This is a genomic window from Kushneria sp. EE4, assembly GCF_977968315.1.
In genome coordinates, this window is the sequence record NZ_OZ386212.1 from 1,159,923 (window position 1) to 1,177,652 (window position 17,730).

General features: G+C 59.8%; 16 protein-coding genes. 9 read left to right on the forward strand and 7 right to left on the reverse strand.

From position 1 onward, the window contains the following. The first annotated feature begins 119 nt into the window (after positions 1 to 119). Positions 120 to 1,403, forward strand: coding sequence for an MFS transporter (locus tag ACXMYO_RS05295; protein WP_457808029.1), 1,284 nt, complete (start codon positions 120 to 122; stop codon positions 1,401 to 1,403). Positions 1,404 to 1,410: 7 nt separating this feature from the next. Here the strand turns inward: ACXMYO_RS05295 and ACXMYO_RS05300 are convergent, their stop codons facing one another. From ACXMYO_RS05300 to ACXMYO_RS05320, 5 genes are all read right to left on the reverse strand, one after another. Continuing rightward, positions 1,411 to 2,253, reverse strand: coding sequence for a fructosamine kinase family protein (locus ACXMYO_RS05300; RefSeq protein ID WP_457808030.1), 843 nt, complete (start codon positions 2,251 to 2,253; stop codon positions 1,411 to 1,413). A 62-nt stretch (positions 2,254 to 2,315) separates the two neighbouring features. Further along, positions 2,316 to 4,148: a monovalent cation:proton antiporter-2 (CPA2) family protein gene (locus ACXMYO_RS05305; RefSeq protein WP_457808031.1), complete on the reverse strand. Its 1,833-nt coding sequence runs from the start codon at positions 4,146 to 4,148 to the stop codon at positions 2,316 to 2,318. 95 nt (positions 4,149 to 4,243) lie between these two features. Next, the gene (locus tag ACXMYO_RS05310; RefSeq protein ID WP_457808032.1) at positions 4,244 to 5,059 is read right to left on the reverse strand and encodes an inositol monophosphatase family protein; all 816 of its coding nucleotides are present in this window, start codon (positions 5,057 to 5,059) and stop codon (positions 4,244 to 4,246) included. A gap of 53 nt (positions 5,060 to 5,112) precedes the next feature. Further along, a complete protein-coding gene (locus tag ACXMYO_RS05315; protein WP_438767300.1) occupies positions 5,113 to 5,649 on the reverse strand; it encodes a response regulator transcription factor in 537 nt (178 codons plus the stop codon). Between the two features lie 6 nt (positions 5,650 to 5,655). After that, on the reverse strand, positions 5,656 to 6,954 hold the full coding sequence (locus tag ACXMYO_RS05320) for an ATP-binding protein (RefSeq protein ID WP_457808033.1): 1,299 nt from the start codon (positions 6,952 to 6,954) through the stop codon (positions 5,656 to 5,658). Between the two features lie 208 nt (positions 6,955 to 7,162). Between ACXMYO_RS05320 and ACXMYO_RS05325 the strand changes: the two genes are divergently transcribed. The 3 genes from ACXMYO_RS05325 to mscL all read left to right on the forward strand — a co-directional run bounded on the left by ACXMYO_RS05325 (position 7,163) and on the right by mscL (position 9,806). Continuing rightward, entirely contained in the window at positions 7,163 to 7,393 is a 231-nt protein-coding gene (locus tag ACXMYO_RS05325) for a hypothetical protein (protein WP_457808034.1), read from the forward strand. Between the two features lie 190 nt (positions 7,394 to 7,583). Next, positions 7,584 to 9,170: a peptide chain release factor 3 gene (locus ACXMYO_RS05330; RefSeq protein WP_438767303.1), complete on the forward strand. Its 1,587-nt coding sequence runs from the start codon at positions 7,584 to 7,586 to the stop codon at positions 9,168 to 9,170. Between the two features lie 132 nt (positions 9,171 to 9,302). Continuing rightward, complete coding sequence (mscL, locus tag ACXMYO_RS05335; protein ID WP_457808035.1) at positions 9,303 to 9,806, forward strand: large conductance mechanosensitive channel protein MscL; 504 nt, start codon at positions 9,303 to 9,305, stop codon at positions 9,804 to 9,806. A 39-nt stretch (positions 9,807 to 9,845) separates the two neighbouring features. Here the strand turns inward: mscL and ygfZ are convergent, their stop codons facing one another. Beyond that, on the reverse strand, positions 9,846 to 10,886 hold the full coding sequence (ygfZ, locus tag ACXMYO_RS05340) for a CAF17-like 4Fe-4S cluster assembly/insertion protein YgfZ (RefSeq protein WP_457808036.1): 1,041 nt from the start codon (positions 10,884 to 10,886) through the stop codon (positions 9,846 to 9,848). A gap of 150 nt (positions 10,887 to 11,036) precedes the next feature. Here ygfZ and ACXMYO_RS05345 point away from each other — a divergent pair, with 150 nt between their 5' ends. The 5 genes from ACXMYO_RS05345 to cls all read left to right on the forward strand — a co-directional run bounded on the left by ACXMYO_RS05345 (position 11,037) and on the right by cls (position 16,406). Further along, positions 11,037 to 11,228, forward strand: coding sequence for a heavy-metal-associated domain-containing protein (locus tag ACXMYO_RS05345; protein WP_115853187.1), 192 nt, complete (start codon positions 11,037 to 11,039; stop codon positions 11,226 to 11,228). Positions 11,229 to 11,290: 62 nt separating this feature from the next. Then, complete coding sequence (locus tag ACXMYO_RS05350) at positions 11,291 to 11,704, forward strand: OsmC family protein (protein ID WP_457808037.1); 414 nt, start codon at positions 11,291 to 11,293, stop codon at positions 11,702 to 11,704. 253 nt (positions 11,705 to 11,957) lie between these two features. Continuing rightward, positions 11,958 to 13,988, forward strand: coding sequence for an excinuclease ABC subunit UvrB (gene uvrB / locus ACXMYO_RS05355; protein ID WP_438767307.1), 2,031 nt, complete (start codon positions 11,958 to 11,960; stop codon positions 13,986 to 13,988). Positions 13,989 to 14,066: 78 nt separating this feature from the next. After that, positions 14,067 to 14,903, forward strand: a complete 837-nt coding sequence (gene nei / locus ACXMYO_RS05360; RefSeq protein WP_457808038.1) for an endonuclease VIII — start codon at positions 14,067 to 14,069, stop codon at positions 14,901 to 14,903. Positions 14,904 to 14,984: 81 nt separating this feature from the next. Next, positions 14,985 to 16,406 (forward strand): cardiolipin synthase, encoded by a 1,422-nt coding sequence (gene cls / locus ACXMYO_RS05365; RefSeq protein ID WP_438767309.1) that lies wholly within the window; start codon positions 14,985 to 14,987, stop codon positions 16,404 to 16,406. 28 nt (positions 16,407 to 16,434) lie between these two features. On the opposite strand, the gene ACXMYO_RS05370 is transcribed toward cls, so the two are convergent. Further along, the gene (locus tag ACXMYO_RS05370; protein WP_457808039.1) at positions 16,435 to 17,703 is read right to left on the reverse strand and encodes a dicarboxylate/amino acid:cation symporter; all 1,269 of its coding nucleotides are present in this window, start codon (positions 17,701 to 17,703) and stop codon (positions 16,435 to 16,437) included. Positions 17,704 to 17,730 lie beyond the last annotated feature (27 nt).

Here is a 17,730-nt window from a genome sequence, read left to right on the forward strand (position 1 = left end):
GTATCCTAATGGATCGTTTGCGCCGGGCCCAGCACAAGGATGACGCAGCGCTGCCGGGGCCACTACAATGCCCGTCCGCCGAGCAAGCCGCGACATTTCAAAATCTCAGGGAGCATTGAGTGCGGAATCTGCCATCGACATTACCAGTACTGTTTATCTGTGAAATCTTCTTTTTGCTGGGCCATGGCTTGATCATGACTCTGCTTGGCGTGCGCATGTCGCTTGAAGGGTTTCCATCACAGATGGCGGGGCTTTTGATGTCGAGCTTTTCGCTGGGCTTTGTGGCCGGCAGCTATCTGCTTGAAAAGCGAATTCGCTCGGTCGGCCATATCCGGGTGTTTTCGGCCTGTGCCGCGGTGCTGGCGGTGACGGCCATGCTGCACGGGCTCTGGGTCAATCAATGGGCGTGGCTGTTCTGGCGCTTGTTTGGCGGGGCAGCCACCGCCGGTTTGTTGATGGTCATGGAGTCATGGGTCTCGGGCGAGTCGAGCAACGATAACCGGGGCCGGGTGTTGTCGATCTATCTGGTGATTTCCACCACGTCGCTGGCGGGTGGGCAATGGCTGCTCAATGCGGCCGACCCGGCCTCGATGGTGCTGTTCAGTGTGACCGGTATTCTGTTTGCGCTATCTCTTATACCGTTATCTATCTATCGGATCCACGGGCCGGCGCGTTCCGGTCACGAGACCGCGCTCAAGCTGCCGCTCAAGGTGCTCTACAAGCGGGCACCAGTAGGGCTGGCAGGGGCTTTTGCAGCCGGCATGATGGTGCAGGCCTTTTTTGCCATGACGCCCTACTATGGTCAGGAAATCGGGCTTTCGACAGGGCAGACAGCACAGTTCATGTCCATTACCACGCTGGTGGCACTGGTCGCACAGTGGACGCTGGGTCGGGTCTCCGACCGGCTTGATCGCCGCAAGGTCATTTTGTTCATGGCGCTGGTCATGGCCATCTCGGGCGCCGTGATCTCTTTTGTGGCGCGAACCGACTATCTATTTTTGCTGCTGACGGCCTGTCTGCATACGGCCATGCTGCATACCCTGTATTCCCTGAGCCTTGCCCATACCAACGACTGGCTGGAGCCGGAAGAGACCATTCAGGCCAATGCCAAGCTTTTGATCTGGTACGGGATCGGCTCGATCGTGGGGCCGTTCAGCGCCTCTCTGGCCATGCAGCTTTTCGGGCCCGACGGGCTCTGGATGTTTCTTGGAAGCGTGTCACTGGTGCTGGCGGGCTTTGTCCTGACGCGCCTGCGCGGGCGACGCAGCTGGGCGCCTGAAGTGGCGCAGGAACCCTGGGTACCGACAGCGCCGATGGAAACGTCCCACTACGTGGAGCTGGATCCGCGCTACGAGCCTCATCAGTTCGAACTCGAATTTGGCCCGGAGCACGGTACCCGTTAGGTCCTCATCAGCCGCCGGGCAGCCGGGCAAGGGCGGAGCGCACCCCCTGGTAATAGCTCCCGCCGAACATATAGAGATGGTTTAAAAGCGGGTAAAGCTGAAACAGGATGCGCCGACGCGGCCAGTCTTCCGGTGCGCTGCCGTCCCAGTAGGCCTCGTAAAAGGCATCGGCAGGACTGCCGAAAAGTTCGAGCAATGCGATATCCGCCTCGGGATAGTGACGATAGATGGCCGGGTCGATCAAAGCCGGCCCGAGCGCGCTGAAGTGCACGTTACCGGACCATAGATCCCCGTGTACCAGGCTTGCCGGGGCATCCGGCAGCCAGCTTTCAAGCGCTTCGGCAACGTTGAGAAGCTGCTCGTGTACGTCACGGTCCATGCGCTTTTTTTGCAGGCACTTTTGCGCCAGCGGCAGCAGGCGGCATTCCCTTTGAAAGACGCGACCGTCGTCATGACAGGTATTGATCTGTGGTGTGGTGCCGGCAAAATTATCGCGGTGCCAGCCGTGCTTGCCGCTGGTATGGGCATGCAGGGCGCGCAGCCCGCGGCCGAAGGCTTCATGCGCCTGCCGGTCGGGGCGGGCCGGCGGCAGATAGGTCATGACCAGTGCGCCGGGCAGCTCTCCTAAAATGTCGGGAATGACCAGTCCGGTATCGGCTTCACGCAGGGCTTTGAGACCGTCGGCTTCCGCTTCAAGCCCTTCAGGGGCGGCGTGTTTGACCAGCACCTCTCCCTGCGCGGTGGCGACACGCCAGACCTGGCCGATATCGCCGCCGCCGAGGGGTTCGGGAGAGGCCGTGGCACTAATGCCCAATGCCTCGAGCGTTTCCTGAGGGGTTGATGACGCCATGACGCGCTCCTTTTGTGTCGACATGAGAAAATATCTACACAGCGTAGCAGTGCCATAAGGCGTTATTGATCCGGCCCCGGGGGCCGCGGGCCCGTTTCATCCGTGTCACGGCCTGGCTGCCGCGGCGCTTCCCGATGCGGTCTTTCTTCACTTTGAAAGAGCTTGTAGAACTCTTCGATGGCGGCCCGGTCGCTTTCGAGAAGCTGGGCATTATCGTCGCGATACTGATAGGACTCTTCAAACAGGCGGGTATCAAAATCGCGAAAGGTTCTGACCGCCTGACTGGCGCTGGCGCTGGGATAGCCCAGCCCGACCAGTACCTCCTGAGACAGTTCGAGACTGGCTGCGAAGGTTTCCCGGACGACGACGTCCACACCCAGCTCCTGCAAACGCCATGCGTGATGGCGGTTGCGGGCACGGGCATGAATGCTCAGGTCGGGATAGTTGTCTCGCGCCAGTCGCGCAATGGTCAGGGCGGCCTGTTCGTCGTCCACACAGATGATCAGCATGCGCGCGCGATCCAGGCCTGCCGAGCGAAGCAGCTCCAGTCGGGTGGCATCGGCGTAATAGATGCGTGAGCCAAACTGGCGGATAAATTCCACCTGACGGATGTTGGGATCCAGTGCGGTAAAGCGCACGTTTTGCATCTTGAGTACGCGCGCCACCATCTGACCAAAGCGCCCCAGACCTGCAATGATGACCGGTGGATCATCATCGGGGAACTGGTTGTCCCAGCTTTTCGTGGGTTTGAGACGATCGCCGAGGCGGCTCCCCAGCGTGTAAAGAAAGGGCGTGCAGGCCATCGAGATCGTGACGGCGGCGATGCACAGACTGGCAATGCGCTGTTCAAAGACACCGGCGGCCACAGCCGTGGTCAAGAGTACAAAATCGAACTCGCCGCCCTGGGCGATTACGGCGGCCAGGCGTGGAATGTTCTGACGCGGCAGGCGTGCGATGACCCCGACCACACACAGCACCAGTATCTTGACCCCTAAAATGGCAAGCGTGATGCCCAGCACAGTCAGCAGATTGTGCATGACCAGCGAGAGATCGACCGACATGCCGACCGCGATGAAAAACAGGCCGAGCAAAATGCCCTTGAAGGGTTCGATGTTGGCTTCGAGTTCGTGGCGATAGGGGGTGTCCGCCAGCAGTACGCCGGCTAAAAAGGCGCCGAGAGCCATGGAAAGGCCGGCCTCTTCCATGACCCAGGCGGTCCCCAGCACCATCAAAAGCGCGGCGGCCGTAAAAACTTCATGAACTTCGCTGCGCGCTACAAGACGCAGCACGCGCGGAAAGACGAAACGGCCCACCAGCAGCGTGGCCGCAACGATGGCGGTGGTGGTGGCAATATCCAGCCACAGATTGGCGTCTTCAGATCCGGCATTGCCGGCAAGAATAGGCATCAGGGCCAGCAGGGGAATCACGGCCAGATCCTGAAACAGCAAAATGGCAAACGCGGTCTGGCCGTGCGGGCTGGCAAGATGCTGATGGTCGGTCAGAAGCTGCAGGGCAAAGGCGGTGGAGGACAGTGCCAGTGTCAGTCCGAGCATGATTGAAGCGCTGTGCCCAAGCCCCAGCATGAACCCCAGTGGCGTAAGCAACAGCCCGGTCAGCAGCAGTTGCAGACTCCCCAGACCGAACAGACGCCCGCGCAGACGCCAGAGCCGGGCGGGCTCAAGCTCCAGGCCAATCACGAACAACAGCATGACCACGCCGATTTCGGAAAAATGCAGTACCGATTCGGGATCGGCAATAAAACCACTGATCGAGGGCCCCAGGATCAGCCCGGCGCATAGATAGCCCAGTATCGATCCAAGGCCGAATCTGGCGAACAGAGGTACCGCCAGAACGGCGGCGCCCAGCATGACGGTGGCTTCAAGCAAAAAATGCATGGCAGTGCGTTCCGAAAGGGGCAGACCCGTGCATCAGCCCGGGCACAGGCGTTATGGCCTCTGCCCGAACGATCAGTCGTGCTGGTGACGGTAAATCAGCGGTATTGTCCGCTGTCGGCCTTTTTGATCAATGCTTTCAGAGGAGAGTAGATCTCCGGTGTGCAGACCAGCAGGTTCTCGCCATAAAGCTCGGTGGAGATCCCTTCCGGGCAGTCATAGACATGGCCGGTGCGGGCGCCGGCCTGACGCGCGATTAAAAGCCCTGCGGCAAAATCCCAAGGAGAGCAGCTTTCGTAGTAGCCATCCAGCCGGCCACAAGCGACGGCGCACAGATCCAGTGCCGCGGCCCCGTTGCGGCGAATGTCGCGGCAGTTTTCCAGCACGGCATGCAAACGTCTGAGCAGCGGGAAGCGCGCATCACGGTCATAGGGGAAACCGGTGCCGATCAATGAGTTGTCAAGCTCACGCGTGGCGCTGACCGAGATCGACTCGTCGTTGCACCAGGCACCGCTGCCGCGAATGGCGGTAAAGGTTTCGTTCAGAAACGGTGCGTGCACGACGCCCACATGAACGCGCCCCTTGTCGGCCCAGGCAATAGAGACCGCCACATGGTGATGGCCATGGGCAAAATTGACGGTGCCGTCAATGGGGTCGACAACCCACAGCGGTTGTTCATCACTAAGGTTGTGGCGTTCCGGTGAAAGCTCCTCCGTCAGGCGGGCCTCGCCCGGAAACAGCGATTCCAGCTGCTCGCTGATATAGCGATCAACGGCAACGTCGATGTCGGTGACCAGCTCGTTGCCATGCTTGATGTTGCGCTGCAGGCTGCCGCCTTCACGTGCCGCCCTGATACGACGTCCTGCTTCGTGGGCGATGCGGGTGGCTTTTTCAAGGCGTTCTTCGAGCGTCATGCAGACTCCTGTCGGGTGTGGTCGTGAAAGATGAATCGCTGGTGCGTCAATGCTCAGCGCTTGACCGGTCGTTTTTGCAGTTTGCGCTGCAGGGTGCGCCGGTGCATGCCCAGACTGCGAGCGGTGGCCGAGATGTTGCCCTCGTTGTCCTGCAGCACACGCTGGATGTGCTCCCAGGTCAGACGGTTGACGGACGGCGGATTTTCGGCAATTTCAGCATCCGGATTGCCTTCCTGGGCATCGAGTGCCTGTAGCACCTCGCTGACCTCAACCGGTTTGCAGAGATAGTTTACCGCGCCCAGCTTGATCGCCTCGACGGCGGTGGTGATGCTCGAATAGCCGGTCAGTATCACGACCCGGCAGGCCGGGCTGATCGAGAGCAGACTCGGCAGAAACTGCAGCCCGGAGCTCTCCTCGAGTTTCAGATCCAGCGTTGCGTATTCCGGTGGGCGACGCTGTGCGAGCTGTCGCGCCTCTTCGATGGTCGCGGCCACCATGACATCAAACTCATGGCGCGTCAGGGCGCGCTCCATGATCTGGCGAAATACAGGGTCGTCATCAACGACCAGAAAGGAAGCCTTTTCGTGCATGACGTGTCATTCCTGTGAGAGTGAAGCGGGCGAGGCCGGATCAGTATCCGGATGTGGCAGCCTGACCTCGGTCAGCGTGCCCCCTTCGGTCTGGTTATAGAGGCTGACGCTGCCACCGAAGCGGTCCAGCGTCGAGTGGGTCAGGAAAAGACCGATGCCCAGTCCTCGCGACTGCCCGGAGATAAAGCTTTCTCCCATGCGGCTGGCAATCTCCATGGAAATGCCCGGGCCGTGGTCAACAATCGAGATCACGAGCTGGCGCACGTCTTCTTTGAACGAACTTTCACTCAGTGTAATGGCGATATCGTGCGGATTGGCATCGGCGGCATTGTTGAGCAGATTCATGATGGCCTGATCCAGCGTGGGATCGGCCATCAGGGGAATCGAGCGATGGTCAATGTGGAGCTTGTGGGTGACATCCGGGCGCATGACCAGCCAGCGCTGAATCAGCGCTTCAAGCCAGTCAGCAGCGTTGACGCGTGCCGGCGGGTCACTCTGGCGACGTTCGGCGCTGGCCACCAGTTCACGAAGGTGGCGCTTGCAGGTGTCGACCTGGCTGCGCAGCAGGTCAAGATCGGCGCGCTGGGTGTCGGACACGGGCTCGGATTTCATCTCGTCGATCAACATGATCATGGTCGACAGCGGCGTGCCCAGCTCATGAGCTGTCCCCGCAGCCTGGCTTGCCACGGCCAGAATCTGCTCGTTGCGAAGCGCTGCCTCCCGCGTGCGCGAGAGCATCCTGTCGCGCTGGCGCAGAGTATCGGCCATGCGAAAGATCACAAAGGTAATCAGCCCGGCGCACAGGGCAAAATTGAGCCACATGCCCAGCACATTGAGGGTCAAAAGGCTGTCGCCGATCGTGTGGCGAAGCTCTGGCACCGGCTCGAAAAAGAGCATGAGCATCGAGTAGGCCACAAGCGCCGAAGCGGCCGTGATGCAGGCGTGTCGCCAGGGCTGTGTGGCAGCGGCCATGGCCACGGGAATCAGATAGTAGGTGATGGCCGGATTGGTGGCCCCGCCGGTGTAGTAAAAGATCAGGGTCAGGCCTGACACATCGATGAGTAGATGGATCAGGTATTCGATATCCGTGACCTGGCGCGTTCGGCCCAGCCGCCACCAGGTGGCCACATTGAAAAGCCCCATGGCGACGATAATGGCAATAATGGGCACGACCCTGAGCTTGAAGTTCATGACCTCGATGCCAAAGAGGATCACGACCAGAAAGCACGTCCAGGTAATACCCCGGGCAATGGTCAGTCGTACCAGATTGCGGGCCGGTGTGGTCAGCAGTAGCGCCTGCGTCATGAGAGTCCGGAGCAGAGAATGTAGCGTTGTGTGTCCATGATATCGCACTCATCCCAGGGGCGTGGAGTAAAGAATGGCAGGCGCCGCCCCGCCGTCCGGATTACTGGCGTGATGGCGCTATTGTGCCTAACGTGAAAAGAGCAGGGTGGGCACCCGCTGTCTTTCTGACACGCCCGCCCTGCCTTGTGCCTCGAAGGAGGAGATAATCATGATGATGCAATCTCGCGTTGATAGCGGCCATGCGCCCGGTATGTCCATGAGCGAGCCGCCGGTTCAGCCACCGGATCCGCAGCCGCACTCCCCGCCGGAGGAGCCGCCGCAGCCGCAGGAACCGCCGATCGAGGAGCCGCCGATGGAGGATCCGCCCCTGCAGGATCCCCCGCCGTCACAGCCGCCGCCCGAGGTGCCACCGGAGCAGACACCGCCTTATCAGCCCTGACGCTGAACTCATCAGCGATCCGGTGCCTCGTTCAGGCCGACCCCACAAGGGTCGGTCTTTTAACGTTTGCAGCACCGATCTGACATGGGCGATGCGTCGGGCCTTCTATCCCCGCAGCTGGCACTGCCTGTAGAATGCGGGCAAATCCGTTCACGTACAGACTGTGTACATAATGACTACTGAAGCACCCATGACCGATACCCGGATCGCCCAGGAAGCCAGTCTTCGCCGAACCTTTGCCATCATTTCCCACCCTGATGCGGGCAAGACCACCATTACTGAAAAGCTGCTGCTGTTTGGTAACGCCATTCAGGTGGCCGGCGCCGTCAAGAGCAAGCGTCAGGAGCGTACGACCACCTCCGACTGGATGAAGATGGAGCAGGAGCGTGGCATCTCCGTGACCACCTCTGTCATGCAGTTCCCCTACAAGGGGCGCATCGTCAATCTGCTGGATACGCCCGGGCACGAGGATTTCTCCGAGGATACCTATCGCACGCTCACTGCGGTGGACTCTGCCCTGATGGTTGTGGACGGTTCCAAGGGCGTCGAGGATCGTACAATCAAGCTGATGGAGGTCTGCCGGCTGCGGACAACGCCGATTCTGACCTTCATTAACAAGATGGACCGCGATACGCGAGATCCCGTCGAGGTCATGGACGAGATCGAGACCGTGCTTAATATTGCCTGTGCCCCGGTCACCTGGCCAATCGGCATGGGGCGTCACTTCCGCGGCGTCTACCACTTGGTTAATGACACGATCCATCTCTACAAGCAGGGTCAGGGCAACCGTATCCCCGAGGATGTCAAAATCGAGGGGATCAATAATCCGCAGGTCGATGAAACGCTGGGCGCCGCTCAGGCGGCCGAGCTGCGTGAGGAGATCGAGCTGGTTCAGGGCGCCTCCCACGAGTTTGATCTGGAGGCCTACCGTCGCGGCGAGCTGACGCCGGTCTTTTTCGGTACGGCCATGGGCAATTTCGGCGTGCGTGAGATGCTCGACGGGTTTGTCGAGTACGCCCCCTCGCCGAAGCCGCGCGAGACCAATCTGCGTGAGGTCACCGCCGAGGATGGCAGCTTCAGCGGTTTTGTCTTCAAGATTCAGGCCAACATGGATCCGCGCCACCGCGATCGCATCGCCTTTTTACGTGTCTGCTCCGGCAAGTACGAGCGCAACATGAAGATTCACCATGTGCGCATCAAAAAGGACGTCAAGATTGCCGATGCCCTGACCTTCATGGCTGCTGACCGGGCGCACGTCGAGGAGGCCTGGCCCGGTGACATTATCGGCTTGCACAACCACGGCACCATCCAGATTGGCGATACCTTCTCTAGCGGTGAACAGATGCGTTTCACCGGTATCCCGCATTTTGCGCCCGAGCTTTTTCGCCGCGTGCGCCTGAGAGACCCGCTCAAGACCAAGCAGCTCCAGAAGGGCCTCCAGCAGCTCTCCGAAGAGGGGGCAACCCAGGTTTTCATGCCGCTGGACAACAACGACATGATCGTGGGAGCGGTTGGCATGCTCCAGTTTGACGTGGTGGCGCATCGTCTCAAGGATGAATACAAGGTCGACTGTCTCTATGAGCCGATCAACGTACAGACGGCCCGCTGGATTCATGGCGACGAGCGCAAGCTCGATGAACTGCGCAACAAGGTCAGCACCAATCTGGCCATCGATGGCGGCGGACATCTGACCTATCTGGCGCCGACCCGGGTCAATCTGCAGCTGATGGAAGAGCGCTGGCCCGATCTCTCCTTTGATGCCACGCGAGAGCACTGAGACGCGCGGCGGCCCGCCAGGGCGCTGTCTGGTTCGTTGGCTATAGTAGGGCGGGTAACAGTGACAGGGTGGCCGGCGAATTCGTTGGCACCCGGTCATCCATAATACGTTTGAGCCCGGGGAGGGCGTGGCATGCCAAGGTTTATCAAGGAGTTTCGCGACTTCGCCGTCAAGGGCAACGTCGTGGATCTGGCGGTGGGGATCATCATCGGCTCGGCCTTTACCGGCATCGTCAACAGTCTGGTACGGGATGTCTTTACCCCGGTGCTGGGTCTGATTACCGGTGGTATCGACTTCACCAATCTATTTGCGGTGCTAAAAGAGGGGGCGCAGACGGCAGGCCCCTACAATACGCTGGCGGATGCGCAGGCTGCCGGCGCGGTGACCATCAATTACGGCATCTTCCTCAATGCCATGATTTCGTTCACGCTGGTGGCCATGGTCTGTTTTTTGCTCATCCGCAATATCCACCGCATTCGCGAGCTGGGTACCCGCAAGGATGAAGCGCCGGCGTCAGCGCCGACCGTACGCAACTGTCCTTTCTGCATCACACCCATCTCGATTGAAGCCACGCGCTGCCCCAGCTGCACCTCCGTGATCGATCCGCCGGAATCGACGGCCTCGCCCACGTTATAACGCGCGTCGCCGGGGCGTGCCCCGGCGATACTGACCTGTTCAGTCGGACAGGGTTTCCGGGTCCAGCCGCTCCAGTGCGTAGGGCAGCGTCATCAGTTGGGCAGTCTCACCGTTGATACTCAGGGGCGGCATGTCCTCCTTCAGAGTCATGATGGCCAGCAGCTCAACATGAGCATTGTTCGTCGGTGCGCTCAGAACCACTTCCCCCAGCGATTTCTCCCGGGTGGCATCCATTACCTCTGTTCCCGGCGCGAGTGCGTCTTCGCCCGGTACGGATAGCCGCATCAGGCGTTTCTTGACCTGGCCGCGATAGTGCGCCCGCGCCACCACCTCCTGGCCGGTGTAGCAACCCTTTTTGAAGCTGATCCCCGCCAGTGCCTCCCAGTTGAACATCTGGGGCAGCCACTTTTCGCGCTGACGCTCGTCCAGCCACAAAAGACCGGCCTCGATGTCAAGGCGTTGCCATAACGTGGCAGGTGCCAGCGTCAGTTCGTTGTACTTCTCTCCAATCAGTTCAGCAATTCGCGCCGGCGGTGCGATCACGATCAGACGCGTCGTCTCGTGAGGGTGTCGGGTTACCGCCATCGCGTCATCCGGGCTGACACGAACGCCCCACGTAGTCTGCGGAAGATCGGGCAGTGCCTTTTCAAGCACATCGCCGGCCTTGTGACCGGCCAGACCGGCAATGGCCAGATCATCGCGCAGAGTCAGTTCGGCCTTGTAAAACGCGGCGTATTTGGCCAGGTGCTGATGCAGGGCGTCGGCGATGCTGCGTTCCAGCAGCAGCCAGTAGCACTCCGGGGCGGCCTTGATGAGCTGTGCGTTGGCGATGGCGCGTCCCTTGGGCGTACAAAAGACCGTGGGGGGCGCGATGGTTTCGGTGGCATGTGCCGTGGACGCGCTCGACTGCCCCTGGAGAAAACGGTCGCTGTCCGGTCCGCGAACTTCCAGTACAACCCGATCCTCCAGAGAGACGAGGGCCGCATGGTTTTGCAGGTCGATGTCGGCGTCTGTTTTGGAGGGCAGTGTCTGGTTGTCCGATAGATGCTGCAGAAAGGTCTGGCGATGCGGATCGCTCATGGTGACTCCAGAAAAATTTGCGCAAACGATGGCAATGACGCAGGGTTGGTCTGCCTGAACGCCGATTTCATATGAAGAGCATATCTGGGCGAAGGCACCACTTTACAAGCAGCTGCAATCATTGCATTACTACCAGGAGACAGGAACGTCATGGCGTTAACATTTACCCTCAGTGGCCTCAAGGATTCCGACGACGTCAATCGGCTGACCACGGCCCTGATGGAGCTTGATGGCGTGGATACCGTTCAGGTAGCGCGCGAGTGGCTCGAGGTGGAAGGGCGTGTTCAGCCGGGACGAGTGGTCGAGGTCATCGAAAAACTGGGGTTCTCGTCAAAACGTTGAGGCCTTCAAACCGCAGCAGTGAATAAACGGGACAGCATTACGCCCCGGGAGGACAGGCAACGATGAGTATTCTTATCGAGACCGAGCGTGAGGGCGCGCTGAGACAGCGCATCGTGTTCAACGATCATGAGGCGCTTTATGCGGATGCGCCTGCCAGCGTCGGCGACGAGGCGAGCGCGCCGGACCCGCATGATTATTTCGACATCTCGCTGGCTACCTGCAAGGCGATGACCGTGTTGATGTATGCCCGCAAAAAGGAGATGCCGCTGGATGGTGTCAGCGTTCGTATTACTCGCGACAGCAGTGACGAGCGTGACGGACACTATCGACTGCAGGTTGATATCGGTCTGATTGGTGATCTGAGTGCCCAGGCTCGTGACTGTCTTCTGGAGGCATCACAGCAGTGTCCGATCCAGAAGCTGATGACCTCGGGTCAGATCGACATCGACACGCGAGCGCATCTGGGTGGCGCCTGAGTCGACCCGTTGAAAACCCTCCAGGGCAACTGTCCTTTTTTATGACAGGGCGTGTCGCTGCTTCGGCGGGACATGCCTTGTAATACTGCCTGCCTGCCATCATATGGTCTGTAAACGTCAGCTCTGACGCTTATCCGTTACCCCGCAGCCCTTGTCTATCGACTACGCTTTCGGCGGTAACGCCGTCCATCGGCCACCGCACATGCGCTGGCCCGGCCTATTTGAACCTCTTCGCTACCTGCACGGAGTGCGCATGAATCGTGAGTTCCGCATTGCCTCCGACTACAAGCCGGCGGGTGATCAGCCGGCGGCCATCGACGGGCTGATCAAGGGACTGGATGCCGGGCTGGCGCATCAGACCCTGCTGGGTGTGACCGGCTCGGGCAAGACCTTCACCATGGCCAATGTGGTCGAGCGCCTGCAGCGTCCCACCATTGTCATGGCGCCCAACAAGACGCTGGCGGCGCAGCTCTATGGCGAGTTCAAGTCGTTTTTCCCCGACAACGCCGTAGAATATTTCGTCTCCTATTACGACTATTATCAGCCCGAGGCCTATGTACCCTCATCCGATACCTTCATCGAGAAGGACGCCTCGGTCAACGATCATATCGAGCAGATGCGTTTGTCGGCCACCAAGGCGCTGCTGGAGCGTCGCGACGCGCTGATCGTGGTATCGGTGTCGGCCATTTATGGTCTGGGAGATCCGGATCAGTATTTGAAGATGCGTCTTCACTTTACCCGCGGGGAGTTGATCAACCAGCGCGACTTCCTGCGCCGGCTGGCGGAGTTGCAGTACACGCGCAACGATACCGATTTTCGTCGTGGTACCTACCGCGTGCGCGGGGATGTCATCGATGTTTTCCCGGCCGATGCCGAGGACGAGGCGGTGCGAATCGAGCTCTTTGATGACGAGATCGACACCATCAGCCTGTTTGATCCGCTGACTGGTGAAGTGCGTGGCAAGGTGCCGCGCATGACGATCTACCCCAAAACGCACTATGTCACCCCACGTGACACGATTCTCGGTGCGATCGAGTCGATCAAGGAAGAGCTCGCCGAACGGCTCAAGTACCTGCGTGATCACGACCGACTGGTCGAGGCGCAGCGTCTTGAGCAGCGAACGCTCTACGATATCGAAATGATGCTCGAGCTGGGTTACTGCAACGGCATCGAAAACTACTCCCGCTACCTCTCCGGGCGCGACCCGGGTCACGCCCCGCCGACATTTTTCGACTATCTGCCTGACGATGCGTTGGTATTTATTGATGAATCCCACGTCAGCGTCCCGCAGGTAGGCGGTATGTACAAGGGTGACCGTTCGCGCAAGGAAACGCTGGTCGAATACGGTTTTCGACTGCCCTCGGCGCTCGATAACCGCCCCATGAAGTTTGAAGAGTGGGAGGCGATCCTGCCGCAGACCATTTTTGTTTCTGCGACTCCCGGGCCGTATGAAGAAGCGCATGCCGGGCAGGTGGTCGAGCAGGTGGTGCGCCCGACAGGACTGGTTGATCCGGAAATCGAGGTACGACCGGCCAGTACTCAGGTGGATGATCTGCTCTCCGAGGTGCGCTCGCGCGTGGAAGTGGGTGAACGCGTGCTGGTCACGACGCTGACCAAGCGCATGGCCGAGGATCTGACCGACTATCTCGCCGAGCATGATATCCGGGTGCGCTATCTGCACTCCGATATCGATACCGTCGAGCGTGTCGAGATTATTCGCGATTTGCGACTGGGCAAGTTTGATGTGCTGGTCGGCATCAATTTGCTGCGAGAGGGTCTCGATATTCCCGAAGTCTCGCTGGTGGCCATTCTGGATGCTGACAAGGAAGGCTTTTTGCGTGCCGAGCGCTCGCTGATTCAGACCATCGGCCGGGCGGCGCGTAACGCCCATGGCAAGGCGATTTTGTACGGCGATCGCATTACGGGGTCAATGCAGCGGGCCATGGATGAGACCGGGCGTCGTCGTGAAAAACAGGTGGCCTTCAACGAACAGCACGGGATTACACCGCGCACCATCACCAAGAACGTGGCGGACATCATGGAGGCCGCTCAGGCGCCGGGCACCCGTCGCAGCAAGCGCAAGGGGGACCGTCAGGTCGCCGAAGACGAGGGGCAGTACACGCCTGAAGCCATCGGCCGGATGAGCCTTGATGACGTCAATCGTGAGATCAAAAAACTCGAGGATCGCATGCACGAAGCCGCGCAGAATCTCGAGTTTGAAACGGCCGCTTCGCTGCGTGATCAGATGCAAACGCTTAATGCGCGCTTGATCGAGCTGAAGTAGCCAATGTAACGCCCGCCTCGGGATATGGGGCGGGCGGTCCTTGTATTCATTGCTGGTTTTGACAACGGATGTCATCACATGCCGGAAGGGCCTGAAATAAGACGTGTCGCCGACCGGCTGGGCAAGGTGCTGGCGGGTCACACCATCGAGGATATCTGGTTTGCCTTCGATCATCTCAAGCCTTTCGAAGCGCGTCTAAAGGGGCAGAAAGTGACCGGCGTTGACAGCTGGGGCAAGGCGCTTTTGACCCGGTTCGAGGATGACCATGTCATCTACTCGCACAACCAGCTTTACGGCGTCTGGCGCATCATGCGCCGTGACAGCGAACCTGCCGGTAAACGCTCACCGCGACTGAGGCTGAGTACCGCGACCCATTCGGCGTGGCTGATGAGCGCTTCTGATATCTCGCTGTGGCGGTACGAGGCGCTCGATCAGCACCCGTTTCTCTCGAAGCTTGGTCCCGATCTTCTCACGCACAACGTGTGCATCGACGATATTATCGATCGCCTTCAAAGCCCGCGTTTCATGCGACGTCGGCTGGGCGCGCTACTGCTGGATCAGCATTTCTATGCCGGTATCGGTAACTACCTGCGCTCGGAGATCTTGTTTTTTGCGGGCCTGCACGAGCGCTATCGGCCCATGGACCTTGACGTTTCACAGCGTCAGCGGCTGGCCGAGCAGATTCTGGAGGTGACGGCGCGCGCCTGGCGCCATGCCGGTGTGACCAACCTTGAATGCTGGCGTGCCCCCATGATCGAGGCCGGCGAGCCAAGAGGGCGCTGGCGTCATGCGGTATTCAATCGCGCTGCACTGCCGTGTCACGCCTGTGGCACGCCCATCGAGAGGATTATGGTGTCATCGCGCCGGCTGTATCTGTGTCCGCGGTGTCAGCATGACACTCCGTCCTGCACGTAAACGCCCGCCAGGAGAAATGACCCCTATATCATAGTGGGTTATGCTCCGCCCACTGCTTTAATAACAAGGGTGGTACCCCACATGACAGCCTTGCTGGGCGGCCTGTTCATTATCTGTCTGCATCTGCTGGGGGCGCTTTCAGGCCTCATGGCATTGATGTCGAGCCGCACCTCTCAGGGCGCCATCGCCTGGATTATCTGCCTGATCACTTTCCCGTATCTGGCCATCCCGGCCTACTGGTTTCTGGGGCGCCCGCGTTTTTACGGCTATGTTTCGGCGCGCGAGCAACGCGATACGTCACTGCGCCGCGTGCTGGACCAGTTTCGAACCCTGGTGGAACCTGCCTTTGCCCATCCCGAGGATGCCCGGCTTCGCGCGGTGGAACGGCTGGCCATGCTGCCGATGACCGGTGACAACCAGTGTCAGCTGCTCATCAACGGACACGACACCTTTGAGAGCCTTTTTGAGGGCATCGAGCAGGCCGAGGATTACGTCCTCATCCAGTTTTTCATCGTGCGCAACGATGCGCTGGGCCAGGCGCTCAAAAGGCGGCTGATCGAATGTGCCGAGCGCGGCGTACACGTCTTTTTTCTTTATGACGAGATCGGCACACACGCCATGCCGGACCGTTATTTTGAAGAGCTTCGCGCGGCAGGCATTGCCGTGCATCCCTTTGGCTCATCAAAGGGATGGCGTCATCGCTTTCAGGTCAATTTTCGCAATCACCGCAAGATCATGGTGGTCGACGGACGCCAGGGGTGGGTCGGTGGTCTCAACGTTGGCGTTGAGTATCGCGGCGAAAGCAAAAAGCACGGCCACTGGCGTGACACCCATCTGAAGCTCACCGGGCCGGCGGTGCTGGGCCTGCAGGAATCCTTCTGGGAAGACTGGCACTGGGCGAGTGGCGATATTTTGTCGCTGGCCTGGCACCCGCGTCGGGCACCGGGGGAGGCGCGACAGCATGTGGTGATCGTGCCGTCCGGGCCTTCTGACCCGCTGGAGACGGCCAGTCTTTTGATTCAGCACGCCATTAATCAGGCCAACGAGCGTTTCTGGGTGACCAGCCCTTATTTTGTGCCGGATCAGGGCGTGCAGGACTCGCTCAAGCTGGCCGCTCTTCGAGGCGTTGATGTACGAGTCATGATGCCGGAGCGTCCGGACCACCTGCTGGTCTTTTTGTCGGCGTTTTCCTTTCTCGGCGCCATGATTCGCGCCGGCGTTAAAATATACCGTTATCAGCCCGGTTTCCTACATCAGAAAACCTTTTTGATTGATGATCACACCAGCGCTGTCGGCACGGTCAATCTGGACAACCGCTCGTTTCGTCTCAACTTCGAGGTGACGGCCTATGTGGCGGATCGGACCTTTGCAGCAGAGGTGGCGCAAATGCTTGAAGCCGATTTTGACAACTGTCGGCAGGTGACTCTTCAGGAGATTGACAAGCGCCCGCTGTGGCACAAGCTGGCCTCACGGGCGGCGTATCTGGCCTCACCGATTCAGTAATCGGTGAGGGGACAGCATTGCCGACAGGTTAATGCTCGGCCTGGCCGGCAGTGGCGGTACCGGATGATCGGCCGTTGTAGATATCCAGATCGATCTCGCGTTCGCTCTTGCCCACAAGCGTTGTCACCATTAGATCGCCGGATACGTTCACGGCGGTTCTTGCCATGTCCAGAATGCGATCGATGCCGGCAATCAGGCCCAGTGCCTCCAGCGGCAGGTTGGTCTGGGCAAACACGATCGACAGCATGATCAGCCCGGCGCCGGGTACGCCTGCCGTACCGATCGAGGCGAGTGTGCCGGTCAAAACGATCATGACATAGTCGGCCGTGCTCAGATCGGTGCCGGTCAGCTGCGCCACGAACAGGGCGACAACCCCCATGTAAAGCGCGGTGCCGTCCATGTTGATGGTGGCGCCCACCGGCAGCACAAAGCCTGCCACGCCTCGTGAAATCCCGAGCTTTTCCCGCGCGCAGCGAATGGAGACGGGAAGGGCGCCGGCACTCGACGCCGAGGAGAAAGCGATCACGATGGCGTCCAGACTGCCGGTCAGATAGCGCCGGGGGTTGAGCCTGGCCAGCACGGCGAGAAGACCGCTGTAGACCACCAGCACATGAAGTATGCAGGCGATATAGACCACCCCGATGACCTTGAGCAGCGGAATCAGAACGCTCAGGCCGTACTCACCGGCGACCACCGCAATCAGGGCGAAAACGCCGATCGGGGCACAGGCCATGATCAGGGAAGTGAGCTTGTAGAGCGCCTCGGCAGTCGAGTCGATGACCCGGATCAGCGGTTTGCCGCGCTCACCGATCAATACCAGCGACACGCCAAGTGCGATGGCAAAAACGATGATCTGCAGGATGTTGCCTTCCACCATGGCGCTGATCGGATTGGTCGGTACCAGACCCACAAGAATGTCGGTGAGGGAGGGCGCCTCACCAGGCGAAACGCTGTTGTCCATCTGCATTTCGACCCCGGTGCCGGGCTGAAAAATGGAGGCGGCAAGCATGCCCAGCGTAATGGCAAAAGCGGTGGTCAAAAGATAGAGCGCGACCGCCTTGCCACCGATTCTGCCCATCTTGGCCGGGTCGCCCATGGAAACGATGCCGCTGATCAGGGAAGTGAAAACCAGCGGCACGATCAGCATCTTGATGGCGTTGATGAAAAGCTCGCCGATGGGGGCAAGCCACTGAGCGTGGTCGCCAAGCAGCCAGCCGGCGATCACGCCGAGAACCAGACCTGCCATGATTTTTTGCCACAGGGGAATGCCGGCGCGTGCATGCGTACTTTTGGACATGAGGTGGTCTCTTTTTGGCTGTTGTGG

Coding starts and splice junctions, on each gene's coding strand:
- mscL (WP_457808035.1), top strand. CDS start 9,303: ATGCCAAGGTTTATCAAGGAGTTTCGCGACTTCGCCGTCAAGGGCAAC.
- ACXMYO_RS05345 (WP_115853187.1), top strand. CDS start 11,037: ATGGCGTTAACATTTACCCTCAGTGGCCTCAAGGATTCCGACGACGTC.
- ACXMYO_RS05325 (WP_457808034.1), top strand. CDS start 7,163: ATGATGATGCAATCTCGCGTTGATAGCGGCCATGCGCCCGGTATGTCC.
- ACXMYO_RS05315 (WP_438767300.1), bottom strand. CDS start 5,649: ATGCACGAAAAGGCTTCCTTTCTGGTCGTTGATGACGACCCTGTATTT.
- ACXMYO_RS05330 (WP_438767303.1), top strand. CDS start 7,584: ATGACCGATACCCGGATCGCCCAGGAAGCCAGTCTTCGCCGAACCTTT.
- ACXMYO_RS05310 (WP_457808032.1), bottom strand. CDS start 5,059: ATGACGCTCGAAGAACGCCTTGAAAAAGCCACCCGCATCGCCCACGAA.
- cls (WP_438767309.1), top strand. CDS start 14,985: ATGACAGCCTTGCTGGGCGGCCTGTTCATTATCTGTCTGCATCTGCTG.
- ygfZ (WP_457808036.1), bottom strand. CDS start 10,886: ATGAGCGATCCGCATCGCCAGACCTTTCTGCAGCATCTATCGGACAAC.
- ACXMYO_RS05320 (WP_457808033.1), bottom strand. CDS start 6,954: ATGACGCAGGCGCTACTGCTGACCACACCGGCCCGCAATCTGGTACGA.
- ACXMYO_RS05370 (WP_457808039.1), bottom strand. CDS start 17,703: ATGTCCAAAAGTACGCATGCACGCGCCGGCATTCCCCTGTGGCAAAAA.
- ACXMYO_RS05350 (WP_457808037.1), top strand. CDS start 11,291: ATGAGTATTCTTATCGAGACCGAGCGTGAGGGCGCGCTGAGACAGCGC.
- ACXMYO_RS05305 (WP_457808031.1), bottom strand. CDS start 4,148: ATGCATTTTTTGCTTGAAGCCACCGTCATGCTGGGCGCCGCCGTTCTG.
- ACXMYO_RS05300 (WP_457808030.1), bottom strand. CDS start 2,253: ATGGCGTCATCAACCCCTCAGGAAACGCTCGAGGCATTGGGCATTAGT.
- nei (WP_457808038.1), top strand. CDS start 14,067: ATGCCGGAAGGGCCTGAAATAAGACGTGTCGCCGACCGGCTGGGCAAG.
- uvrB (WP_438767307.1), top strand. CDS start 11,958: ATGAATCGTGAGTTCCGCATTGCCTCCGACTACAAGCCGGCGGGTGAT.